Below are 25,665 nucleotides of genomic sequence, written 5' to 3'. Positions count from 1 at the left end.
CAAGATTTTGGCGTGGGCACCGAAAATGTTTGGGCACAAAAAAAGCCGTTGCTCTGGGCAACGGCTCTTAATTTTGCACCGACCGGTAGAAATTCATCCACCCTACTCCTTAGCCCGGTCGGCTTGTTACACAAGACAGAGACTTCCTTTCCACAACCTCTATCTGTGCTGGTTCCTTTCTACGACAAAACTACTTGGTGTCAGGCGTTTATTAGGGTGTTTTTGTCAAACGAGGCTTCTTACCCGACTAACCCTGCTTGTAGCCCGATGGACGTGAAAAGGCCTTCCGGGCTGGCCGTGAAATTGTACCTTTGCCCGGTTGGGTAGTTTTCAGCAACTTGAATATAATGAGTCATATTCCCTCTTCCGACTTCGACGAGACCCGTAACCCGTGGCAGATTCTGAGCTCTGAGCCCAAGTACCAGAACCCCTGGATTCGGGTCCGGGAAGACCAGGTAATCAACCCCAAAGGCGGCCGGGGCATCTACGGCGTAGTTTCGATGCAGAACAAGGCCCTGGGAATCGTGCCCGTGGACGCCGAGGGTAACACCTGGCTGGTAGGCCAGTACCGCTACCCGCTCAACGAGTATTCCTGGGAAATTCCGATGGGCGGCGGTCCGGTAGAATTGGACATTCTCGAATCGGCCCAGCGGGAGCTCAAGGAGGAAACCGGCTTCACGGCCCGGCGCTGGACCCGCATTGCCCGCCTGCACACCTCCAATTCGGTGACCGATGAGGAGGGCTTTGTCTATCTGGCCGAAGACCTGGAAGCCGGCGAAGTAGAGCCCGAGGAAACCGAGGAGCTGCGCCTCTGGAAACTGCCCCTCTCGGAAGCCGTGGCCATGGTGATGGACGACCGAATTACGGACGCCATCAGCGTGGCCGGCCTGCTTAAGGCCGAAAAGGTGCTGCAAAGCCGGCAACAGCTGTAATTGGAAAACCCGCCGCCAAACGGCTTCTAAGATTATAGCTCGTATTTTTGCCGGTATGCGTCGACTGTTGCACTACCTCTGGCACCGCATCTACACTACCTGGAGCACGTTCTGGTTTGTGCTGCCCTTCGTGGTTACCTACCCCATTCAGGTGCTGCTGGGTCGCAAGCCGTCCTTGCACCGGCACCTGCACAACCTCAACCGGGGCTGGTCCACGTTTGCCATCCGGATGTGGGGCATGCCGGTGGATATCGTCCGCAAACAGCCGCTGCCGGCCGCGCAGCCCTGCATTTACGTAGCCAACCACAGCTCCTATATTGATATTCCGGTGCTGTTTAAGGCCATTCCCGGCTATTTGAACATCATCGGCAAGAGCGCCCTGGCTAAAGTCCCGCTCTGGGGCCCGATTTTCGGCAGCGTCTACATCACCGTGAACCGCAACAGCGCCGTGAGCCGGGGCCGGGCCATGGTGCAAGCCAAGCAAAGCCTGGAAGCGGGCCGCTCGGTGGTGATTTTTCCCGAAGGCACCATTTCCAAAAAGCCCGGCGAGGAAATGGGTCCGTTCAAGGATGGGGCCTTCCAGCTGGCCATTGCCACCGGCGTGCCCATCGTGCCGGTTTCGATGCCGTTGAACCACCGCTTTATGCCCGATGTTGGCGGTATCCGGGTGCGCTACACGCCGCTGCAGGTCGTTATTCACGAGCCCATTTTCACTCAGGGCCTGACCACAGCCGACGTGCCCCGCATTCGGGACGAGGCTTTTCGTACTATTGCCAGCGCGTTTCGGCCCGAAGCCGCCGGTATTCCGGGTCCGTCCCGCCTGGGCAAGCCCAAACCGGAACCGAGCCCGGCCCCGCAGGCCAACCCGGAGCTGGAGCTGCCCAAGTCTTAAACTGAACTTCCCTTTTTCCTTTTACCCGTGAGCACCGATTTATCAACCCTGCGCAAACTGGCTCATCTGTCTCGCCTCGAATTTGACGCTACCAAGGAGCAGCAGATGCTGGGCGACCTGAACAAGATTCTGGACTGGGTGGCCCAGCTCAGCGAGCTGGACACGACCAACGTGGAGCCCCTGGTGCATTTGTCGCACGAAATCAACGTGCTGCGCCCCGACGAGGCCCACAACTCGGTGAGCCACCAGGAAGGCCTGCGCAACGCCCCGCGCAAGGATTCCGACTACTTCCGCGTGCCTAAAGTGCTGGAATAACCTTCTGTCTTGACGCTCCCGCTTTCTTCTCCCCGCTTTTCCGGCTGGCGCCTGATCCGCTGGATTCTGGGCCTGCTGGCTGGTCTTGCCCTGGCCCTGGCCCTGTATTATTACTTCACCGGCGACGACTACACGCTGCGGGTGCAGGAAGTAGCCCAGCTCAAGCCCGTGCCCACCGTGCTCCAGCACGTGCGTATTGGCCTCGATGAGCTGCCGGTGCGCGTCAATGGCTACCTGGTGAGTGCTACCCACGACGTGACCGGGCCCTTCGTGCGGCCCGACGCGGCCGTGGCCTTGCTGGGCCTGCTGGCCGTAGCGCTGGTATTTTACCTGGCCGTCATCAGCACTCTGCCGCGCCTGTCGTTTGTGGCGGGCATGGCCCTGCTGTTTTTCCTGCTGATGTCGTTTAATGCCGATATGCTCGGCGTTTTCGATTCGCGGGAGCAGTATTTCCTAATTCTGAGCCTGCTGACGCTGGGCGTGCCGGCCTACGTGTTCCACGCCTTCTGGACCGACGTGCCCCAGGGCCGCCGCCTCCTGACCTTTGCCTTACTAGTAGCGGGCCTGGCCGCGCTGCTGTTTCAGCGCAGCGACAACCCAGCCGATACCACTGCTCTGCACCTGGTGAGCTACGCTACCAGCAGCGGGGCTGCGGCCGTAGCCTTGCTGGTGCTCTGGCTCAGCTTTGAGAATATCTACGGGCTGCTGTGGTTTAATTCCCAGGCCGAAAACCCGGGCAGCCGCTTTGGCATTTTACCGTTTCTACTGGCCAGTGGGCTGTATCTGGGCACTCTGCTGCTTTATTACTGGAACAACGGTGAGCTGCTGATTCTGCCCGGCGTCAGCCTCGACCCCCTGGTACTGCTGCTGCCGGCGGCCGTTATCAGCTGGCTGAACCTGCGGCGCCGGGCCGCTACCTACGGGGAGTTTGTGCCTTTTGCCGCGGCGCAGCTGCTGTTTCTGGTGCTGCTGACCGTGGCAGCGGGCTTTTTGGGCTTTGCCTTTGCCACCGCCAACGACCCGCTGCTCAGCGCCGCCCGCGACTTTACGGCCCTGGCTCTGCTTTGCGTGGGCACGGCCTTTCTGATTTACGTGCTCTTCAACTTCGTCACCCTGATTCGCCAGAAGCTGCGCGTGTTCCGGGTGGTGTACGAGCCCAGGCGTCTGCCCTTCTACATCGTGTACGTGGTGGGAATTGGCAGCTTGCTGGCCGTGGAGATGCGCAACAACTTCTTTGTGCTCGACCAGGTGCAGGCCGGCTACTTCAACAACGTGGGCGACCTAACCCGCCTGCAGAGCGAGGAGCAACCTAATGCCGATGGACTGGCCTTGCTGGCGGAACGCTACTACGCCGAAAGTGACGTGCTCGACCAGCACAACCACCGCGCCAGCATGGGCCGGGCGGCGCTCTACCACTTCCGCTCCCAGCGTCAGAACGAAATAAACGCCCTGCGCCGGGCCTTAAGCCGGGCACCTTCGGAAAAGATTTCACTGCGCCTGGCCGCGCTCTACAATGAGCCCGGCGACTTTTTCGACCGGCTGGCCGTTTTGCGCCAAGGCATCAAAAATACGCCCCGCAGTGCCCGCTTGGCCAACGACCTGGCCCAGCTTTACACCCGCTCCACCCTCACCGACTCGGTAGACTACTATCTGCAGCGGGCCGAGGCGCTGGCGCCCAATAGTTCGGCCGTGGAAACTAACCGCTTGGCGTTTCTGCTGCAAAACCAACAGGTTGCGGCCGCCCGCCAGTTGATTGCCGAGCGTAAAGGCGGCGCCGACAATGCCGCCTGGGACAGCAACGTTTCCCTGCTTTACCTGCTAACGGGTAAGCCCCAAAAGCCAGCCCCAGTGGAACTGCCTTCGCCGGTGCTGACCACGGCCGGGTTTGCCCGCCTCTACCACGACGCCCTGCACCGCGCCGCGCTAGCCGATACCAGCCAGCTGCCGCTGCTGGCACGCCTGGCCCAGCAGCCCGACAACAGCGCCTACGCCGACCAGCTGACCTTTCTGCGCGCTCTAACCCAGCACTACGGGGGCCAGACCGTGGCGGCCCAAAATACCCTGCTGCCGCTGACGACTGGCAACTCCGCGGGCAGCGCCTACTACCAAAACCTGTGGGGTTTGTGGCTTCTGGAACAGCAGCAGTACCGCCCCGCCGCGGCCCGCCTCGCCGATGCCCACCGCAATGGCTACGCGGAAGCCGCCCTGTTCCGGGCCTACGCCCTAGCGCTCCTAAACCAGCCCGATTCGGCCCGCTTTTCGGCTCAGCAGGCATTACCCGATAAGACCTTTGGCACCAGCCGGCGGGCCCAGCGGCTGCTCTCGGTGCTGAACTTGGACTTCAACACCCAGTACCCCGCTGCTCCCGACTCGGTGAAGGCGCAGTATCTGGTGCTGCGCGGTGGCTCGCTGTATCCGGAAAGCCTCGTGCCCCGGGCTGCCGGCCTGAGTACTGCCGCTTCCCGCGAGGCTGCCCTGCTGGCCCAGATTCCGCGGGCACTGCTGGCTGGCCAGCTGCCGGCGGCCCAACAGGCCCTGGAGCTGTTTGCCCCGAAACCGGCTACGGCTACGCCCACCGGCTCGGCCTGGAACGTGCTGCGGGGCCAGCTTTACCTGCAAAGCAAGCAGCTGCCCCAGCTGCGCACCGTCGTGCAGCAGGGGTACTTCAGCCGCCTCGACCGGCCCTACCAACTGTATTATCGGGCGGCGTTGGCGCAAGCGGAAAACCAAGCTCCCGCGGCAGCCAAGTTCTACGCCCAGGTGGTACGCGAAGCCCCGTACCTGGAGCAGGCTGTACTGGCTGCCGCCGACTTCTACCTGAGCCGCCAGCAGGATATGCCCGCCTATAACGCCCTGCTCAAGGGCCTGGAGTACAACCCGGAGTCGGTGCCCCTGCTCAAGGCCTACACGCTGGCCGCTATTCCGGCGGGCCTGGGCGAATACGCCGCAGCTTCTCTGGAAAAGCTGCGTCCGTTGCTTTCACCCGCGGAATACAGTACCTTTCTTTCGCAGTATAACGCCCGGCGGGCCACTCAAACGGCTGCCGCTACCCCCTGGAATTAGGACCAAACCCCGCTGCTCATGTTACAGCCTGTCATTGAAACCCACGACATTGCGAAGGAATACCAGATGGGCACCGAGCTCATCCAGGCACTGCGGTCCGTTACCATCACCATTCAGCGGGGCGAGTATGTCGCCTTCATGGGACCTTCGGGCTCGGGCAAGTCGACGCTAATGAACATCGTGGGCTGCCTCGACACGCCCACGCGGGGTACTTATATTCTGAACGGCAAGAACGTGAGCAGCATGTCGGACAACCAGCTGGCCGACGTGCGCAACAAGGAAATTGGCTTTATCTTCCAGAGCTTCAACCTGCTGCCCCGGGCTACTTCCCTCGACAACGTGGCCCTGCCCCTGATTTACGCGGGCTACAGCAAGTCGGACCGGGAAGAAAAGGCTATGATGGCCCTTAAAAGCGTAGGCCTCGACACCCGGGCCAAGCACAAGCCCAATGAGCTTTCCGGTGGTCAGCGCCAGCGCGTAGCCATTGCCCGGGCCCTGGTCAACGACCCTAGCGTGCTGCTGGCCGACGAACCCACCGGCGCCCTCGACTCCAAGACCAGCCACGAAATCATGGATTTGTTTGAGGCCCTCTACGCCAAGGGTAATACCATTATCATGGTAACCCACGAAGAGGATATTGCCAACTTTGCCCACCGCATCGTGCGCCTGCGCGACGGGCAGGTTGAGTCGGATGTGCCCAACCAGAAAGTGGCCTCCCACATCCTCAGCTGACTTTCCAAGGACGAGCTGCCGACATTGAGCTGACTTTTTTGTTCTTGTTTTTTCTGCAACCTCAGCTCCCGCCCTCTGTCCTTCGCTCACTGCATGAAGATCTACACCAAAACCGGCGACAAAGGCCTTACTTCGCTTATCGGCGGCACCCGGGTTCCAAAGTCCAGCCTGCGCATTGAGTGCTACGGCACCGTCGACGAGCTCAACTCTTACCTGGGCCTGGTGCGCGACCAGGACGTAAACGCCGGCCGCCGCGACCTGCTCAAGGAAATCCAGGACCGGCTCTTCACCATGGGCGCCTCCCTGGCCTCTGACCCGGAGAAGTCGAAGATGAAAATTCCGGACCTGCACGAGGAAGACGTTCTGCTGCTGGAGCGCGAAATGGACCGGATGAATGAAGACTTGCCCGAGCTGCGCGTGTTTATTCTACCCGGCGGCCACCCCTCAGTTTCCTACGCCCACGTAGCCCGCTGCGTGTGCCGCCGCGCCGAGCGCCTGGTTATTGCCCTGCGCGAAGACTCCTTCGTGGCCGACCTGGTGGTCATGTACCTCAACCGTTTATCCGACTATTTATTCGTGCTCAGCCGGCAGATGGCGCACGAATTAAAGGCCGAAGAAGTTACCTGGAAACCGCGCCTGTCCTAGGCCCGTTTCAGGGATGCTCCCTCTTTCTCCCACCCGCTCTTTTCCCACTCTCCCACTATCCTGCTTATGCTCGACACACTCACTATTCGGACCCAGCGCACCACGGCTTCCCGCCTTCAGGAGCTGGATCCTGCCAACCTTGAATTCGGCAAGGTATTCTCCGACCACATGTTTGTTGTCGACTATCAGGATGGCGAATGGCAGGAGCCCCAGATTGTACCCTACGGCGACATGGCCGTGAGCCCCGCCAACTCGGCTCTGCACTACGGCCAGGCCATTTTCGAGGGCATGAAGGCCTACAAAAATCCTCAGGGCGAAATTGCCTTGTTCCGCCCCTACGACAACCTGCAACGCCTCAACCTTTCGGCCGAACGGATGTGCATGCCCCAGCTGCCCGAGGAGCTGTTCATGCAGGGTTTGTCCCAGCTGATTCGCCTCGATGCCAACTGGGTGCCCAAAGCTCCCGGCAGCGCCCTCTACATCCGCCCCTTCATGTTTGCCACCGACGGCTTTATTGGGGTGCGGCCTTCGGACAACTACCGCTTTATGATCTTCACCTGCCCCGTTGGCTTGTACTATAACAAGCCACTGCGGGTACGTTTCGAAGAGAAGTTCGTCCGCTCGGCCGAGGGTGGCGCCGGCTATGCCAAAGCCGCTGGCAACTACGGCGCGGCCATGTGGCCCACCAAGCTGGCCCAGCAGGAAGGCTACCACCAACTGCTCTGGACCGATTCGTCGGCTCACCAGTTCATTGAGGAGTCGGGTACAATGAACGTTATGTTCGTTATCGACGGCAAAGTCATCACCCCGGCCCTGAGCACCTCCATTCTGGACGGCATTACCCGCAAGAGCGTGCTGCAAGTGGCCCGCGACCTGGGTATGCCCGTGGAGGAGCGCAAGGTATCGGCCACGGAAGTAATGGCGGCCCAGGCCAACGGCACGCTGCAGGAAGCCTTCGGGGTAGGCACAGCGGCTACTATTGCGCCCATTGCCACCATCGGCTACCAAGGCCAGGATTACAGCCTGCCCACGCCTACTACTAACTCCTTTTCCCAGAAGGCCAGCGCTATTCTAAGCGACATCCGCACCGGTGAAGCACCCGACACTCACCACTGGATGGTGCAGGTATAACGGCCTAAAGCGGCCTTCTTCGGGCTACGCCCGCCGCCGATAGGTATTCGGCGGCGGGCGTTTTGCATTACTTATCTTTGCCCTACACCCATTTTTTCAACATTCATCTTTTTTTCCAATGACCCAAGACCAGGTTAAGGAATTGAAGGGCCGCGCTGAGGCCTTGAGGAGGTACCTTTGACTACGACAACCGCAAAGCCCAGGTCGTAGAAACCGAAAAGCAGACCACCGCCCCCGGCTTCTGGGACGATTCCAAGAAAGCTGAGGCTATTTTGAAAGATATCAAATCGGTTAAAGTCTGGACCGACGATTTCGAGAAAGTCGAAAAGGCCGTTGGCGACGTAGAAGTTCTGTTTGAATTTTACCGCGAAGGCGACGTTACCGAAGCCGAAATCCAGCAGGAGTTCGACGCGGCGCAGCAGCTCGTGGAGCAGCTCGAATTCAAACGCATGCTCTCCGACGAGGAAGACCAGCTTTCTGCCATCATCGACATCAACCCCGGCGCCGGCGGCACCGAAAGCCAGGACTGGGCCGAAATGCTGATGCGCATGTACATCATGTGGGGCGAAAAGCACGGTTTCAGCGTACGGCAGCTCAGCTACCAGCCCGGCGAAGGCGCCGGCATCAAGTCGGCGTCCCTGGAAATTGACGGCGACTTCGCCTACGGCTACCTCAAAAGCGAGATTGGCGTGCACCGCCTCGTGCGCATCTCTCCCTTCGACAGCAGCGGGCGCCGCCACACGTCCTTTGCCTCGGTGTTTGCCTACCCGGTCGTTGACGAAACCATCAACATTCAGATCAATCCGGCCGATATTACCTGGGACACGTACCGAGCCGGCGGCGCCGGTGGGCAGAACGTGAACAAGGTCGAAACGGCCGTGCGGCTCACTCACGCTCCGTCGGGTATTATCATTGCCGTTCAGATTGAGCGCAGCCAGCTCATGAACAAGGAGCACGCTCTGCGCATGCTCAAGTCCCGGCTCTACCAGATCGAGATGGACAAGCGCCACGCCGAGCGCGACAAGATTGAAGCCGGTAAAAAACGTATCGACTTTGGCTCTCAAATCCGCAACTACGTGTTGCATCCCTACAAGCTGATCAAGGATTTGCGTACCGGTATTGAGCGCACCGATGTACAGGCCGTATTGGACGGTGACCTGGACGAGTACATTAAGGGCTTCTTAATGCAAAACTGACCTGAGCTCTATATTGCTGAAGGTAAATATACTAGCTCTACGCGGTCCAAAATCTGTTTTTACGGGCCGGATTCAGTAACTTGTACATATCCGGTGCAGCTTACAATTGCCTCCGCAAACGCATGGACGAGGTAGTTGGCAACAGAAATTAGTGAGAAGTAGCGGCTTCCCTATGTTTCCTAAAAGTTGCTAAATGCCGTTTTTCCCGCTATACTTGCCCTATTCGCCCACTTTCACAACTATCTCTTTACCTTTTCACTCACCAAACCAACAGTCAAATGAAAAAACTCTTATTTATGGTCATCCTGCTGATGACTAGCCTGTTGCAGCAGGCCATCGCGCAGGATCGGACCATTTCGGGACGGGTCACTGACCGGGCCAACGGTCAGGGATTGCCCGGGGTTACCGTGCTGGTGAAAGGCACCACCGTTGGTGCTTCCACCAACTCGGATGGTACCTATTCGCTGAGTGTACCGGCTTCGGCCACTACGCTTTCCTTCACTTCTATTGGCTACATCTCCGTTGATCGTCCGATCGGCGGCGCCACTACGATTGACGTCGGCCTGGGTGCCGATACCAAGACGCTGGGCGAAGTAGTAGTAACCGCTCTGGGCGTTGAAAGAACCCGGAACTCGCTGGCTTATTCAGCCACGACGGTAGAAGGCGAAAACATTACCAAGGCTCGTAACCCCAACTTTATCAACGGCTTGTCGGGTAAAGTTGCTGGTCTGGACATCAAGCAGAGCAACACGCTCGGCGGTTCGTCCAACGTAGTTATTCGGGGCAACAAGTCGCTGTTTGGTAACAACCAGGCGCTGTTCGTAGTGGACGGTGTGCCGATCAGCAACGCTAGCACGAACACGACGACGGCTGCCAGCTCGGCTAGCGGTGTTCCCCAGGCTACCGGTGGTGGTGGCTACGACTACGGTAACGCTGGTGCTGACATCAACCCTGATGACATTGCCACGATGACCGTACTGAAAGGTGCCGCTGCTACCGCCCTGTACGGTGAGCGTGCCTCCAACGGTGTAATCCTGATTACGACCAAGAAAGGTCGTAAAGGTCTGGGCGTAACCATCAACTCGGGTGTAACCCTGGGCCGCTACGACAAGAGCACTTTCATTAAGTACCAGGACAAGTATGGCGCTGGCTACGGCAAGGCCTACGGTCCGAAGGGCAATGAATATTTCAACCGCCTCGACAACGGCAGTGAAGTAGTTCCCACCCAGGAAGATGCTTCCTACGGTGGTCCCTTCGACGGTCACTTGGTATACCAGTGGGATGCCTTCTCGCCCGGTAGCCCGAACTTCGGCAAAGCTACTCCTTGGGTAGCCGCTGCCAATGGCCCTTCGACCTTCTTTGAAGATGCCGTATCGACCCTGAACTCTATCAGCGTTGACGGTGGTAACGACCAGGGCTTCTTCAAGCTCGGCTACAACAACAACGTGGACAAAGGCATTCTGCCCAACAGCAAAATCACCAAGAACATGGTGAACTTCGCTGGTTCGCTGAACCTGACTCCCAAACTGACCACCAGCGCTTCGGTTAACTACACCCGCATCGATGGTCTGGGCCGCTACGGCACGGGCTACGGCTCGGAAAACGTAATGACCAACTTCCGCCAGTGGTGGCAGACCAACGTCGACGTTAAAGCCCAGAAAGAAGCGTACGAGCGTACCAATCAGAACGCGACCTGGAACTATGCCGACGTTACCACCGGTGACCTGTCGCCGATCTACTGGAACAACCCCTACTTCGTACGTTACCAGAACTACGAAAACGACAACCGTAACCGTATTTTCGGTAACGTGATGGCCACTTACAAGTTCACGGACTGGTTTAACGTCCTGGGCCGCGTAACGGCTGACACCTACGACGAACTGCAGGAAGAGCGCTCCAACGTAGGTAGCACGCAGTCGAGCTACCCTTCGTACTACTCGCGCTTCAACCGCACCTCGCGCGAATACAACTACGACCTGATCGGTAACTTCAACAAGAACATTACCGAAGACTTTAGCTTCACCGGCTTGATCGGTGCCAACATGCGTCGTCAGGCGTTCAGCTCGATCCGTGCCATCACCAACGGTGGTCTGGTTGCTCCCGGCGTATACTCGCTGGCCAACTCGCTGAGCCCCATCGAAGCTCCTATCGAAATCGAGCAGCGCGTTGGTGTTGACGGTATTTTCGCCAGCGCTACCTTCGGCTACAAGCAGATGGTGTTCCTGGACCTGACCGGCCGTCGTGACAAGTCGACGACCTTGCCCACGAAGAGCAACACCTTCTTCTATCCCTCGGCTGCTCTGGGCTTCGTATTCTCGGAAGCTCTGAAAGAGAAGACGCCTTGGTTGTCGTACGGTAAGCTCCGTGGTAACTACGCTGAAGTAGGCCAGGGTGCTATTCCGCTGGCTGTGTACGATACGTACCGTCAGGGTGCTCCCTTCGGCTCGGCTCCGATCTTCTCGGTAGCTGGCACCAAAAACAACCCCGACCTGAAGCCCGAAAGAACGACGAGCTCGGAAGTAGGTATTGATATGGCCTTCCTGCAGAGCCGCGTAGGTTTCGACTTCACGGTGTACAAGCAGAACACGAAAGACCAGATCATCCCGCTGAACCTGTCGACGGCTACGGGCCAGAACTCGCGTTACGTAAACTCGGGTGAAGTACAGAACAAAGGTGTTGAAATCACGGCCTTCGTTTCGCCCGTGAAAACGGACAACTTCAACTGGACGGTGAACCTGAACTGGTCGAAAAACCAGAACAAAGTTCTGTCTTTGTTCAGCGACCTGGACAACATCGTAATTGCCAACTACCAGGGCGGTGTAACCTCTAACGCTTCCGTCGGTCAGGCCTTCGGTGTACTGCGTGGCTCGGGCTTCGTATATGATGCCAATGGCCAGAAAGTAGTTAACCCCGCTACCGGCTACTACCAGCAGGCTACCAACGCCATCATTGGCGATGTGAACCCCAAGTGGAAAGGTGGTATCTCGAACACGGTTTCCTACAAGTCGGTATCGTTCAACTTCCTGATCGACATCAAGAAGGGTGGCAGCGTATTCTCGCTGGACCGTTACTACGGTCTGGCCACCGGTCTGACCCCCGAAACGGCTGGTCTGAACGACCTGGGTAACCCCTCGCGTCTGCCCATCGCCGAAGGTGGTGGTGTGATTCTGGACGGTGTTAACCCCGACGGCACGAAGAACACCAAGCGCGTAAGCAACACCAACTTCGGTCTGTACGGCTACCGTCGTAACCCTGCCGAAGCCTTCGTGTACGACGCTGGTTTTGTGAAGCTGCGCGAAGCTGCGCGAAGCTGCGCTGACCTACTCGCTGCCCAAAGTATGGCTGTCGAAAGTTGCTGCTGTAAAAGGTATCGATTTGTCGCTTGTAGGACGGAACTTATGGATCATCAGCAAGCATTTGCCTGATGCAGACCCCGAAGAGAACCTGGGTGCCGGTAACCTCGGCCTCGGCTACTCGATTGGCGCTTATCCTACTACCCGTACTATCGGAGCTAACGTTCGCATCAGCTTCTAAACATCAAGACAATGAATTCACTGAAAAAAGTTGTCCTTGCTGGCCTTCCCGCTTTGTTGCTCGCAACATCGTGCGTCGACAGCCTGGATGAATATAACGTTGACCCGAAGAACCCTTCGTCGGCTCCGGCAACGAGCTTTTTCTCGAGTGCCCAGCGCAGCCTGGCGCGTACCATTTCGAGCTCGAGCGTTAACCTTAACCCGTTCCGCTTCTACGTACAGTACTGGACGGAAACGACCTATACGGACGAAAGCAACTACGACATCGAAACGCGGGTAATCAATCGCAGCTTCTGGAATGCGATGTACCGTGACGATCTGCGTAACCTGAAGGAGGCGCGCGACCTGACCAATGCTAACGCTTCGCTCGATGCCAAGGTGAAAGCCAACCAACTGGCTGCCATCGAGGTGATGGAAGTATACAGCTGGTCTGTTCTGGTCGACACCTATGGCAACGTGCCCTACACGGCTGCTCTGGACGTGCTGAATCCTCAGCCGAAGTACGATGATGCCGCTACCATCTACGCCGATATTACCAAGCGTTTGGATGCTGCCATTGCTGCTTTCGACCCCAGCGCCGACGGATTCGGGAATGCTGACATCATGTACCAAGGTGACGTTAGCCACTGGGTTAAATTTGCCAACTCCCTGAAGCTGCGCCTTGCACTGACGCTGTCTGACGTAGATAAGCCAAAGGCCACGACCATGGCTACCCAGGCCATGGGCAAAGTGTTTACGTCTAACGACGACGACGCTCAGATTACGTTCCAGGGCAGCTTCCCCAACACCAACCCGGTGTGGGAAGACCTGATTCAGAGCGGTCGGAAAGACTTTGTTGGTACCGTTACCTTCATTGATGACGCCCTCGTGCCGCTGAATGACCCCCGTCTGCCGGTTTACTTCAAACCCAACAAGAACGGGGAGTTCACCGGTGGCGATGTTGGCTTGATCAATGACTACGCCTCGTTCTCGGCTCCCGGCGCTAAGCAGGAAGAGCCTACTCTGCCCGGCGTACTGCTGTCCTACTCGGAAGTTGAGTTCCTGCTGGCTGAAGCAGTAGAGCGTGGTTTGATTACCGGCTCAACTGCTGCCTCGCACTACAAAGCAGGTATTGTTGCTTCTATTGAGGACAATGGTGGCTCGGCCGCAGATGCGGAGAAGTATTACAGCCAGCCCGACGTGACGTACGCTACGGCGAAAGGTGATTACAGAGAGAAAATTGGCTTCCAGAAGTGGATTGCTCTCTATGACCAGCCCGTAGAATCGTGGAAGGAATTCCGCCGCTTGGATTCGCCCGCTCTGGAGCCGGGTGAAGACGCTCTGTCGGACATTCCGTTGCGCTTTACGTACCCCACGACGGAGAAAAACCTGAATGGCGTGAATAACACGGCTGCTGCTACCGCTATTGGTGGCGACAAGGTTTCCACGAAGATTTTCTGGGACAAGAAATAGTTCTCTCTATTTCTCTTTTGCAAGAAGGGCTGCCAATCATGGCAGCCCTTCTTTTTTGCTTATTCTGCTCCCAACGCCACTGCGTAACCGAGCGTGCCCCACCCGATTTGGTCGGCCACCCTGCCCATTAGAGTTGTGCTAATTAGGCTTGCTTACTGCCAAATAGGCTACAGAGGAGAAAGAAATTATATCTATTTTTAGGATCACGATTTCGCCCTAGTACACGCTTATTTGTTTCATTCTCACTTTACCCTTTCATGAAAAAACTCTTACTACTGAGTTTATTTCTGTCATTAACCTTGATTGGAAGCGCCTGGGCGCAGAATCGGGTTATTTCAGGACGAGTACTCGATGTCACTACCAATGAAGGTTTACCAGGAGTAAGCGTATTGGTCAAAGGTACCAGTGTTGGTACCGCTACAAATGCGGAAGGCACCTACACGCTGTCCGTCCCAGCGGATGCCACCACTCTTATTTTCAAGCAGTTGGGCTATGGCTCACAGGAGCGGGCCATTACCAACAGCAACACAATTGATGTTACCCTGTCGGTAAACACGGAAGAACTAAGCGAAGTAGTGGTAACGGCCCTGGGCGTATCGCGCGAGAAGCGGGCCCTGGGCTACGCAATTGCGGAGATTAAGCCGGATCAACTGGTTCAGAAGTCGGAGCCGGATGCCTTGCGTGCCCTTGCAGGCAAAGTGACGGGGGTAAGCGTAACTAGCGCCAGCAGCACGCCGGGCGGCTCCACGCGCATTATCATCCGCGGCAATACCTCCCTGACCCGTACCAACGGGCCGTTGTTCATTATCGACGGTGTACCATTTGACAACCGGCAGTTCGACTCGGATGATGTACTGGTCGAAGGTACCGTCAACTCGAACCGAGCTATCGATATCGACCCGAACAACATTGAGTCGCAAACTATCCTGAAAGGCGGTGCTGCGGCAGCCCTGTACGGTTCGCGGGCTGCGGGGGGCGTTATCATCATCACGACCAAAACAGGTAGCAGCGCGCGCGGTGCCAAAGGCATTCAGCTGGGCTATACCTCTTCCTTCTCCCTGGAGAAGGTAGCGGGCTTGCCCGACTATCAGAACAGCTACGGCACGGGCGCCAACTTCGTGGGTCCGTTTACGACCAACGGTTCTTGGGGCCCGCGCTTTGGCAGCCCCGAGGCGCCGGTCTCTATTCCCCACCCCCAAGCTGGCAACGCCAACTTCCCGAATATCCCGGCTGGCACCACCATTCCGTATCAGGCAGCGCCTAACAACGTAAAGGACTTCTTTGATACCGGTCGGCAGTTTGACAACTCCATAACGCTGACGGGCAACAGTGATAACGCCAAGTTTGCCGCGGTGCTTTCGCGCTCCGACAACACGGGTATCATTCCCAACTCATCCTTCGTGCGCAACAACGTTAGCGCAGGTGGCTCGGGCTTTTACAACAAGTTCACCATCGGTGGCAACGTGACCTACACCAACTCGGACCAGCGGGGTCCGCTAATCGGGGGTAGTAGCGCGCAGGGTGGCTCTTCCGCTTTGTCGCGTTTGATGTTTATGCCCCGCAACCTGGATCTGCAAAACCTGCCCAACACGGACCCGATTACCAACGGCTCCGTATTCGGCTGGCTCTCGACGCAGGCTGACAACCCAATCTGGTCGACAACCAACAACTCGTACACGTCGCGGGTAGACCGGATAGCGTCCAGCATTACGGGTTCCTATGCCATCAAAGAATGGCTCACGCTGGCCTACCGTGGCGGCTTGAATACTTATACGGACTCGCGCCGCTCGACTATCCGCCCCGGTAACACGGGCAAATACGGCACCGGCCGTATTGTGGAAGACCACCTGCAGAACACGGAGCTGGAGCAGACTGTGTCGTTGACGTTTGATAAGAACCTAACGGAGGACATTAGCCTGCGGGCCCTTATCGGCAACCAGATCAACCAGCGGCAGTTTGAGGCAGCTTCTTTCCTGGGCACCGGTATCATCATCTTCGGCATCGACAACCTGGGTAATACCACCGCAGTTCAGCCCTACGGCCCCCAGTTTCAGAAAAAGCGCCTGATGGGCCTGCTCAGCGAAGCCACTCTGGGCTACAAAGACTGGGCGTTCCTGACCGGTAAGCTCCGTCGTGACCAGTCCTCGACGCTGAACAAGAACGGTGAAATCGGCAATACGGGCCGGGGCTATTTCTACTACGCCGTCGAAGGCTCCTGGGTATTCTCCGAGGCGCTGAAGCTGGACCTGCCGTGGTTCTCCTCCGGTAAAGTTCGTGCTAACTACTCCCGGGTAGGTAACGATGCCGATCCGTATTCCGCTGGTCTGACGCGCTACATCAACAACCCGCGCTACGGCAACAACGTCGGCACTACCGACTTTCCCTTCGGCGGAGTACCAGCCCTGGCGCTGAGCTCCCAGATTGGTAACCCTGCCCTGACGCCCGAATTCACCAACGAGTGGGAATTCGGTGCCGACTTGAACTTCCTGAAAAACCGACTGATCATCAACACCTCAGTTTATGACCGTCGGACCACCAACCAGATTGGGGAGGTGACTCTGCCTTCGGCTACGGGTTACGGAGTGCTGCTGACTAACTTCGGGGAAATCTCCAACAAAGGCATTGAGCTGGCCGCTACTGTCATTCCGGTAGACCTGCGCGGTTTCCGCTGGACCAGCACGTTCAACTTCACCCATAACAAGAACATGGTGGAGAGCCTGACCGATGGCCTCGACCTGTTGGTTATTGAGCCGGGCTTTGGCTCGGGCCTCATCCAGCCGATTCTGCAGCCGGGCCAGCCCTACGGTGCCCTCTACGGCTCCAACGCCGACCGCGACGACCAAGGCAACCTGCTGATTGACCCCAGCACGGGCCGTCTGATTCCGGCTTTGAACCCGAAAATCCTGGGTAACCCGAACCCCCAGTTTCAGATGGGCTTCATCAACCAGTTCACTTACAAAGGTCTCACGCTTAATACGCTGATTGACTACCGCAAAGGCGGCAGCATCTACTCGACCACGCTGCAGCAGGAGCTGGGCCGGGGCGTAACCAGAGACACGGAGGACCGGGAACGACTGGTTGTTATTAAAGGCGTGAAAGGTGACCCCAATACGCACCAGCCCTTGCGTGATGCCGACGGCAACACGATTCCGAACAACACGGCCATTTCAATCAACGACTACTACTTCGGCGTAGGTTCAGCAGCCTTGAGCGGCACCGCTGAGCAATCTTTGTATGATGCCACCACGGTTCGTCTGCGCGAAATCACACTGGGCTACGACCTGCCCAAGTCGCTGCTGCAGAAAACTCCTTTCGGCAGCATCAACGTTTCTTTGTCGGGCCGCAACCTGTGGTGGTATTCTCCTAACATTCCGAAGTACACCAACTTCGATCCTGAAACCAGCACTTATAACTCTGGTTCCAACGTGCAGGGCATTGAATACACTAACTCTCCTTCGGTGCGTCGTTACGGCATAAACCTGCGGGTTAATTTCTAGTCCTGACCTTCTTGCTTTTTCTGATATGAATTTACGTAAAGGTACTGCTGCCCTGGGCCTGTTAGGCCTGTTGGTCGCCACCCCGGGCTGCAAAGATTTCTACGACATCAACGTCGACCCCCTGAACCCCACTTCGGCGCGGCTGCAGGAAATTCTGCCCGCCTCCCAGGGCTCTATGAGCGTGTATCTGGGCCTGAGCGCCCTGGGCCTCAGCCAGGCTACCTCGACGCTGGTCAATCAACTGGCTAGCACGCGTGACGTGGGCTCCTACACCCCCGACGGCAGCTCTTTTAGCAACCAGTGGGCCGGCTTGTATTCCGACTGCCTGATCAACAACGAGCAGGTTATTAAGCAGGGTACTGCTTCGCAGAGCTGGGATTATGTTGGCATTGCCCAGATTCAAAAGGCTTTCGTGGTCAGCCAGATGGTTGATATGTGGGGCGACATTCCTTACTCCGAAGCGTTGCAGGGATCTGCCAACCGGGCTCCGAAGTACGACAAGGACTCGGATATCTATAAGGACCTGCTCTCGCTGATCGATGCGGGCTTGGCCAACCTGGATAAAAAGACGACCTCGGCCGGGCTGGGTACAGCTGACCTGATCTATAAAGGCAACCTGACCAAGTGGGCCCGCATGGGTCGGACGTTGAAGCTGAAGCTGCTCAACCAGATTCGGCTGAACCCGGCTCCCGTACTGGGCTCGGAGTCGTTGAGCGCCAAGGTAACCGACGTGTTGAAGCAGGACCTGATGACGTCCAACGAAGACGACTACGAGTTCAAGTACAATGCTTCCACGACGCCGGAAAACCGCAACTTGGGTTACATTGCCGACTACGTAACGGCGAGCCGGGAAAACCTGATTGGCCGCTTTTTCTATGTCGACATGATGCTGGCCAATGCCGATAATGGCAATGCCGCCGACCCCCGTCTGCCTTACTACTTCTACAACCAGGTATCGACGACGGCCACCCAGCCCTTGGCTGATTTTCAATTGGGCCGCTTTATCACGGTACTCGTTGGCAGCTTTGGTCCTAACCGGAACCAGAACAACTCCGACATCCGGACTTTGCCGGGCCTGTATGCCGTTGGGGGCAAGTATGACAACGGCACTGGCGGCGCCGCCAACGTTAACTCCGGCAAAGGAGTTGTGGCGCAGCGCTTCCTTACCTACCCCAGCCGCCGTTTCACCGAAGCTGAAGCTCAGCTGACCATTCTCAACAGTGCTGCAGCCGCTCGTACGGCGCTAGAATCAGGCATCCTGGCTGCTTTCGACAAAGTGAACCTGATTGCCAGTGCCGATGGCAGCCCGCTAATTCCGGCTGCCAGCATTACCAACTATGCAACTGCAGTGCTGGCCCGCTACGACGCCGAAACCACCTCGGCCGGCAAGCTGCGTATTATTATGCAGGAGAAATACAAAGCGGGCTGGGGCTTCGGGGAAGATGTTTACACCGACTACCGCCGCACGGGCTATCCGGCTATTACGTTGCCCGGTAGTGAGCCCCACACGCAGTTGACCGGCGGCTACCCCCTGCGCTTGCCATACCGGCAGGACGACTTGACATCTAACCCCAATGCGCCAAAGCAGGTGAATGTCTACACTGACCGAATTTTTTGGGATATAAACTAGAGCTTGCTCTATTGTTCAACTCTCACAACTCAGATTTCCATGAAAAAAATAGTTTTTGGCCTGCTCTTACTAGTTTCTTGCGGCGGAGCACTCAGCTCGTGCAAGGAAGACAGTAAGTTGCCCGCTCCGGCCTTCGAGAGCCTGCCCGCAATTTTTCCCAAAGCAACTCCTGGCAAAGATTTCTTCGATGCCACCGCCGCCAAAGCGGCAGCGTCCACCAACCCAACTCGGCCCATATTTGAGTTTACGGTTGATCTGGGTAAGGAGCGCGACATAAAGATTCGGACGATAGAAGTATACAAGTCGTTTGGCCGTCCTGCCTCCAGCGGCCTGACTCTGGGCCCACGCGTAAAAGTGGGTGACTACAGTACCTTCCCTTTCACGGTCTCCTTGACTAGTACTGAGGCACTGCGGGATTTGAAACGGCTGTCGGGCACCGCTCCGAATATCAACCTGCTGCCCGTTGTCCCCGCCAACCCAGATGCCTTCAACAATATTGTGCAGGCTAACGATGCTGTCGTCTTCACCTTCGAAATAATAACCCAAGACGACCGACGCATTGTTTTAACCCAACTCAATACCTACGGTGCGCCTACCGGCACACAAAGCTTGGCTCCGTATGCGGCAATAGCCGTATTTCGTAATTCCTAAGCGGGCTACAGAGCTGAGTTAATTGAAAGGGCTGACTTTACTAAAAGTCAGCCCTTCTTTTATATAGATAGAAAGGAAAGATTAGTGCTGTATTAAAATTCATATGGCAATTCCAATAATACATTATAATAAGATACTATTAAGTGTCAACGCCATCCTGTTAATAGTATATAGGATTTTTTGCAGGGGACAGCAAGAATTTACTGTCAGCGAAAAAAAAGTATTCAGACCGTTTAGTTTCGATTAACTGTGAGTATTTTTAAGAAGTTAAAGCGGCTTTTTCGCCCCCGCTTATAGTTCAACCCAAACTTTTTTCTGCATGAAAAAAATTCTATTCATGAGTTTCTTACTCATGTTCACCTTGTTACAACAGGTGACCGCCCAGAATCGGAATATTTCCGGTCGGGTTACCGACCGCCAGTCAGGGGAAGGCCTGCCGGGTGTGACGGTACTTTTGAAAGGCACCACGAACGGGGTTTCTACAAATTCTGATGGTACCTATACTCTCAGTGTTCCGTCAACGGGGGGCACCTTGGTGTTCAGCTCGATTGGTTATATACAGACGGAGCGTGCTATTGGCACGGAAGATCAACTTAACATCGGCCTGGCTGGTGATAGCAAGCAACTAAGCGAAGTAGTAGTAACGGGTTACGGTACGCAGGAACGCCGTGATGTAACGGGCTCTATTGCGTCGGTTCAGGGCGAAGCTGTTGCTAACCTGGCTACGCCCAGCTTTGCCCAGCAGCTTGCTGGTCGGGCCGCGGGTGTGCAGGTACAGGCTCCTTCGGGCCTGTTGGGTCAGCAGCCCCGCATTCAGATTCGGGGTACCAACTCGATTTCGTCGGGTACTTCCCCTCTTATCGTAGTTGACGGTCAGCCAATTTTCACGGGTAACACCAGCGCCCTGGGCAACGGTTTCTCCAACGCCCTGGCTGACATCAACCCTGCCGACATCGAGTCATACGAGGTACTGAAGGACGGCTCGGCTACGGCTATCTACGGTTCGCGTGCTGCTAACGGTGTTATTCTGATTACGACCAAGAAAGGTCGTCTCGGCAAAACTGCGGTTTCGTACGACACCTACATTGGTGTAGCTCAAACCCTGAAGCGCTACGACGTACTGGGTGCTGAAGACTTCGTTACCATCAGCAACGAGAAGCAGCGCAACGCTTCGGCTACGCCGGTTACGACTCCGCTGGCAGCTCCCTTCTATGATGCTAGCGGCAACTTGGTAAGCACCGATTGGCAGAAAGAGATTTTCCGCACGGGCTTCCAGCAGAACCACGTAGTATCGGTTTCGGGTGCCAACGAAAAAACCAACTATTACTTCTCGGCCGGTTACACCGACCAGGATGGTGTAGTTAAAAACAACTCGCTGCAGCGTTTCACTTTCCGCTCCAACTTGGATACGGAAGTGAAAAAATGGCTGCGTTTGGGTATGAACCTGGGCCTGTCGCGCACGCAGACGCTGGGTCTGAACACCAACCCCCAGGCTCTGTCGGGTAACGTAACCAACGCTCTGTCGTTGTTCCCCAACGTACCCGCTCGGAACCCCGACGGCACGCCCTACCAGGATGCTGGTGGCGCTATCGGCCAGGGCAACAACGCCACGGGTATCTCCTTCGCTTACACCAACATTATTTTCCCGCTGGAAAATAACATCTTCCGCTCGATCGGCTACCGTATCCTGGGCAACACGTATTTGGAAGTTGAGCCTGTAACGGGCCTGCGTCTGCGCTCCCAGATCGGTACCGACACTCAGATGAACGACGACTTCCAGTACCTGGACCCCCGGGCTGGTGACGGCCGGAGCTCCGGTGGCTCGGTATTCCAGGGCTTCGGTCCTTCGGTTCGCTGGAACCTGTCGAACACGGCAACCTACAGCACCACCTTCGCTGAGGCGCACAAGATCAACGCTGTAATCGGTACGGAATATCAGAAGACGACCGACTATTTCTACCAGGCAAACGGTACCGGTCTGTCGGACCGCGCTCTGGGCCCGAACAGCATTGTATCGGGTACCCTGACGACCCCCACCATCTTCGGTGGCAACGGCCAGAATGGTCTGTCTTCGTACTTCGGCCGCTTGAACTACTCGTTCAAAGACCGTTACCTGATCAGCGCCACGCTGCGTGCTGACAAACTCTCGTCGCTGCCTGCTGCTACTCGCCTGGGTTATTTCCCCGGTGGTTCGCTGGGCTGGCGCGTGTCGGAAGAGCCTTTCTTCAAGAGCTCGGGCCTGACTTCGTTCTGGAGCGACTTCAAACTGCGTGGTAGCTACGCACAGGTAGGTAACACCGACCTGGGCAGCAACTTCCCCTACGCTGGCCTGTACGGTGCCGGCAAATACGGCTCGCAAGGTGGTCTGGCTTACACGCAGTTCGGCAACGACCGTCTGAAGTGGGAGACTTCCAAGAAAACCGACTTCGGTATCGACTTGGGCTTCCTCAACAACCGGATCAACCTGAACGTTGACTACTACCGCAACAACATTGACGGTGCTATCCTGGCCGTTCGTACGCCCCTGTCGCTGGGTGTTCCCGGCAACAGCTCGTACCGCGCCAACGTTGGCTCGCTCTACAACCGCGGTCTGGAAGTAACGATCAACACGCAGAACATCCAGAAGGAAGGTTTCACCTGGTCGACCAGCTTCAACTTCTCGACCAACAAGAACCAGATTACCGCTCTGAGCAACAACGAAGACATCGTGAGCCCCTACAACATCACCCGCGTTGGTGAGTCGATTGGTGCTCTCTACGGCTACGATTACCAGGGTGTAAACCCCTCGAACGGCTACCCCATCTACAAGCGCGGTAACGGTACCCTGATTCAGGCCAGCACCGACCGTGGTGCTCGTCAGAGCCAGTACTACCTCTACGACGCCGGCAACCCTGGCGCTGCTTTGGTCGCTACGGCTCCCTTGGCTACGAGCGACAAGTTTGTACTGGGCCAGACCAACCCGAAATACTTCGGCGGTCTGTCGAACACTTTGACCTTCAAAGGCTTCGATCTGGACGTGTTCCTGCGTTACAGCGGTGGCAACAAGATCTTCAACCAGACCCGTCAGCAGTTGCTGCGCATGGACTTCGTAAACAACTCGACCGAAATTCTGGACCGTTGGCAGAAGGAAGGTGACGTCACCAGCACGCCTAAAGTTGTACAGGGCAACGGTGCATTCATCAACCAGGAAAACAACGCCCTGACCCGTTTCGTGGAGAAAGGCGACTTCATCCGTCTGCAGAACGTGACCCTGGGTTACACCCTGCCCCAGCGTTACACGAGCGTTGTGAGCCTGAGCCGCGTGCGTTTGTTCGTACAAGCTCAGAACATTGCAACTATCACGGGCTACAAAGGTGTTGACCCGGAAGTAAACTCGAACTACTCCAACTCTTCGAACAACACCATCATCAACCAGCAGGCTGGCGTGGATTACAACAGCAACCCGCAGCAGCGTGTGTTCACCGGTGGTATCAACGTTGCCTTCTAAGCTTGGTTTCTGAAATCATATGAAACAGTTCATCAATTCTTTCCCTAAATCCCGCTTCGCGGTCTTAGCTTTTACCGCCACGTTGGGGTTGAGCGCCTGCGATAAGGAGGTAACGGACCTGGCTCCTCAGAACTCTATTACTGAGCAGTCTGCATTTTCTGATCCCGCTCGTATTGCCTTGGCTGTAACCGGTGTGTACAACGCCGCACAATCGGGCTATTACGACCCATTGAACGGTACTGGTCTGGCAGTTCGGGGGTATCCCTTCGGCGCCGCCGCCAGCTCTCTGGATGACGCCCGTGGCGAAGACATCTCAGACATGGCCGGCTTCTACGGTCTGGTTTTCGCTAACACGATCAACCCATCTAGCCCGAACGTGGTGAACATGTGGTCGAACCTGTACTCGGTAATCAACCAAGCCAACGTTACCATTGACGGCCTGCGTAAGGCAGCCGCTAGCGGCGTTATTACGGCAGCAGTTGCTGCTGACTACGAGGGTGAAATGCGCTTCCTGCGTGCCTTGGCGCACCACGAGCTCCTGATTCACTTCTCCCGTCCTTACTCGGACGGCAAGGGCAGCCAAGTTGGTGTTCCTTACCGCGACGTTCCGGTTAACACCATTGCCGGTCTGGAGCTGGCCAAGGCCCAGGGCCGCGGCACGGTAGCCGAGGACTACACCAAGATGCTGGCCGATCTGGACTATGCCGAAGCTAACCTGCTGGCAAACCGTGGCAGCGGTACTACCGCTTACTACCGGGTAACGCGTGCCACCAAAGGCGCGGCCATTGCCCTGAAGCAGCGTTTGCGTCTGCACCAGGGTGAGTGGGCCGAAGCTGTCAAAGAAGGTGATAAGCTCATTGGTAAGACTGTCACTAGTGGCACTACCTCGTTCACGTACGCCCTGGCAGCTACGCCCCGGGCCGCTTTCCCTGGTGGAGCTAACGTGACTGCTGAAAACATCTTCTCCATCGAGAACAGCTCGGATGACAACCCGGGTGTGAACGGTGCCTTGGCTAACGTTTTTGGCTCGTCGGCAACTATTCCGAACGGTGGTATCAACGGCCGGGCTCTGCTGGCTATCAGCCCCATCCTCTACAATGCTCCCTTCTTCACCTGCGCCGACACCCGTCGCACGGAGTTGATGCAGCAGGATAAGGGTCTGCGGGTAGCGGCTTATGTATCGAAGAAGTACACCGATGCCACGAACAGCACCGACTTCGCCCCGATCATTCGCTACGCCGAAGTAGTGCTGAACCAAGCCGAGGCTCTGGCCCGCTTGGGTGGTGCTAACGAAGTGCAGGCTCTGACTTACCTGAACAGCATCCGTAACCGCGCAGTAGCTACTGCCGACCGTTACGCTCCGGGCTCTTTGACCGGCAACGCTCTCATCCAGGCCATCCTGAACGAGCGTCGGATCGAATTGGTAGCAGAAGGCTTCCGTTGGGATGACATTCACCGCCTGTCGGGCGAGAAAACCTTCAGCACCGTTCCCGGTGGTGGTATTCCCGCTAAAATCGACGGCAACGGTGGTCAGCTGACCAAGTACGACTTCTACACCTGCGGTTCTACTACGGCAGCCCCAGCTCCGGCTATTTCGGCTGTACCGTATTCGAGCCCGCTGTTCCTGTGGCCCATCCCGGCCAGCGAACTGGTGACGAATCCGAACATTACGCCGAACCCTGGTTACTAAACAGGATTCACCCTTCATAAAAAAGCCCCGGTCACACGACCGGGGCTTTTTTTGTCTTTACAGATCCGCTAAACGAAGCAACACCTGTTTAGAATCTCCCATTGGGCGTTGCAGCCAAGCCAAGATTTTGCTGGCTACCTGTTCCGCTGAGGCTAGCTGACCTTGGGTGTGGTAATCGGCGAAGCGGGCGGCCTCGCTGAAGCTCGTGGGGTCGGCGGCCCGGATGTGCTCCTGCATACCCGTATCGATGACGCCCGGCGACAGGCTGCGGACCCGGACGCCGGAGCCGCGCAACTCCTGCTCTTTGTGGGCGGTGGTAGTCAGGGCTTCTAATGCCGCTTTAGAGGCGCAGTACGCAGCCCACCCATCGACGGGGCGCTGGGCGGCCCCGCTGCTGATGTTGAGTACCGTTCGCGCTACGCTCAGGCCGGAATAGGCGCTTAGAAACGTATTCATGAGCATGGCCGGAGCCACCAGGTTTACGTCAAATACGAAGTTGTAGTGCTCATTGGCCTGCTCACCCACGTAGCCGATTTCACCCACCACGGCCGCATTGTTGATCAGCGTAACACTGGCGGCATCCGGCCAGCGGGGAAATACCTTATGCAGGTTATTCTCGACGGCAGCAATGTCGGACAAATCCAGGGGCTGGTGCTGGTACCGCTCATGCTCGATGGTAGCATGGCGCGACACGCCAACTACGGTAGTACCGGGCTGGCGCAGGATAGATTCGGCCAAGGCTTTACCCAACCCTCGGCTGGCCCCGGTAATAATATAATAGTGCATCGGTGAGATGGTGAGATGATGAAATAGTGGGTG

Annotated in this window: 16 protein-coding genes; 15 read left to right on the top strand and 1 reads right to left on the bottom strand. The window is 56.9% G+C overall.

Annotated elements, in window-relative coordinates:
* Nucleotides 1–347: 347 nt before the first annotated feature.
* The 15 genes from CLV45_RS23010 to CLV45_RS22940 all read left to right on the top strand — a co-directional run bounded on the left by CLV45_RS23010 (nucleotide 348) and on the right by CLV45_RS22940 (nucleotide 24,846).
* Nucleotides 348–932: an NUDIX domain-containing protein gene (locus tag CLV45_RS23010; RefSeq protein ID WP_100338856.1), complete on the top strand. Its 585-nt coding sequence runs from the start codon at nucleotides 348–350 to the stop codon at nucleotides 930–932.
* A 55-nt stretch (nucleotides 933–987) separates the two neighbouring features.
* On the top strand, nucleotides 988–1,824 hold the full coding sequence (locus CLV45_RS23005; RefSeq protein ID WP_100338855.1) for a lysophospholipid acyltransferase family protein: 837 nt from the start codon (nucleotides 988–990) through the stop codon (nucleotides 1,822–1,824).
* Between the two features lie 27 nt (nucleotides 1,825–1,851).
* Nucleotides 1,852–2,139 (top strand): Asp-tRNA(Asn)/Glu-tRNA(Gln) amidotransferase subunit GatC, encoded by a 288-nt coding sequence (gene gatC / locus CLV45_RS23000; RefSeq protein WP_100338854.1) that lies wholly within the window; start codon nucleotides 1,852–1,854, stop codon nucleotides 2,137–2,139.
* Nucleotides 2,140–2,148: 9 nt separating this feature from the next.
* Nucleotides 2,149–5,202 (top strand): tetratricopeptide repeat protein, encoded by a 3,054-nt coding sequence (locus tag CLV45_RS22995; RefSeq protein ID WP_100338853.1) that lies wholly within the window; start codon nucleotides 2,149–2,151, stop codon nucleotides 5,200–5,202.
* Between the two features lie 18 nt (nucleotides 5,203–5,220).
* Entirely contained in the window at nucleotides 5,221–5,934 is a 714-nt protein-coding gene (locus tag CLV45_RS22990; RefSeq protein ID WP_100338852.1) for an ABC transporter ATP-binding protein, read from the top strand.
* Nucleotides 5,935–6,027: 93 nt separating this feature from the next.
* Nucleotides 6,028–6,579, top strand: a complete 552-nt coding sequence (locus CLV45_RS22985) for a cob(I)yrinic acid a,c-diamide adenosyltransferase (protein ID WP_100338851.1) — start codon at nucleotides 6,028–6,030, stop codon at nucleotides 6,577–6,579.
* Nucleotides 6,580–6,645: 66 nt separating this feature from the next.
* Entirely contained in the window at nucleotides 6,646–7,710 is a 1,065-nt protein-coding gene (locus tag CLV45_RS22980; protein WP_100338850.1) for a branched-chain amino acid aminotransferase, read from the top strand.
* 118 nt (nucleotides 7,711–7,828) lie between these two features.
* Nucleotides 7,829–8,906, top strand: a protein-coding gene (prfB, locus tag CLV45_RS22975) for a peptide chain release factor 2 (RefSeq protein ID WP_100338849.1) whose coding sequence is annotated in 2 segments (ribosomal slippage) — nucleotides 7,829–7,879 and nucleotides 7,881–8,906 — 1,077 coding nt in all. Because the reading frame shifts where the segments join, the coding sequence is not laid out codon by codon here.
* Between the two features lie 278 nt (nucleotides 8,907–9,184).
* Nucleotides 9,185–12,331, top strand: a complete 3,147-nt coding sequence (locus CLV45_RS22970) for a SusC/RagA family TonB-linked outer membrane protein (protein ID WP_317045134.1) — start codon at nucleotides 9,185–9,187, stop codon at nucleotides 12,329–12,331.
* Between the two features lie 120 nt (nucleotides 12,332–12,451).
* Nucleotides 12,452–13,891, top strand: coding sequence for a SusD/RagB family nutrient-binding outer membrane lipoprotein (locus CLV45_RS22965; RefSeq protein WP_245882968.1), 1,440 nt, complete (start codon nucleotides 12,452–12,454; stop codon nucleotides 13,889–13,891).
* 257 nt (nucleotides 13,892–14,148) lie between these two features.
* Nucleotides 14,149–17,388, top strand: a complete 3,240-nt coding sequence (locus tag CLV45_RS22960; protein ID WP_100338848.1) for a SusC/RagA family TonB-linked outer membrane protein — start codon at nucleotides 14,149–14,151, stop codon at nucleotides 17,386–17,388.
* Between the two features lie 25 nt (nucleotides 17,389–17,413).
* The gene (locus tag CLV45_RS22955) at nucleotides 17,414–19,018 is read left to right on the top strand and encodes a SusD/RagB family nutrient-binding outer membrane lipoprotein (protein WP_100338847.1); all 1,605 of its coding nucleotides are present in this window, start codon (nucleotides 17,414–17,416) and stop codon (nucleotides 19,016–19,018) included.
* 39 nt (nucleotides 19,019–19,057) lie between these two features.
* A complete protein-coding gene (locus CLV45_RS22950) occupies nucleotides 19,058–19,669 on the top strand; it encodes a hypothetical protein (RefSeq protein ID WP_100338846.1) in 612 nt (203 codons plus the stop codon).
* A 319-nt stretch (nucleotides 19,670–19,988) separates the two neighbouring features.
* Entirely contained in the window at nucleotides 19,989–23,156 is a 3,168-nt protein-coding gene (locus tag CLV45_RS22945) for a SusC/RagA family TonB-linked outer membrane protein (RefSeq protein ID WP_317045133.1), read from the top strand.
* A 178-nt stretch (nucleotides 23,157–23,334) separates the two neighbouring features.
* Nucleotides 23,335–24,846 (top strand): RagB/SusD family nutrient uptake outer membrane protein, encoded by a 1,512-nt coding sequence (locus tag CLV45_RS22940; RefSeq protein ID WP_245882966.1) that lies wholly within the window; start codon nucleotides 23,335–23,337, stop codon nucleotides 24,844–24,846.
* A 57-nt stretch (nucleotides 24,847–24,903) separates the two neighbouring features.
* Here the strand turns inward: CLV45_RS22940 and CLV45_RS22935 are convergent, their stop codons facing one another.
* Nucleotides 24,904–25,632, bottom strand: coding sequence for an SDR family NAD(P)-dependent oxidoreductase (locus CLV45_RS22935; protein WP_100338844.1), 729 nt, complete (start codon nucleotides 25,630–25,632; stop codon nucleotides 24,904–24,906).
* Nucleotides 25,633–25,665: the final 33 nt, after the last annotated feature.

The organism is Hymenobacter chitinivorans DSM 11115 (assembly GCF_002797555.1).
In the GTDB taxonomy this organism is placed as follows: domain Bacteria; phylum Bacteroidota; class Bacteroidia; order Cytophagales; family Hymenobacteraceae; genus Hymenobacter; species Hymenobacter chitinivorans.
This window is presented reverse-complemented; position numbering and strand designations above follow the sequence as displayed.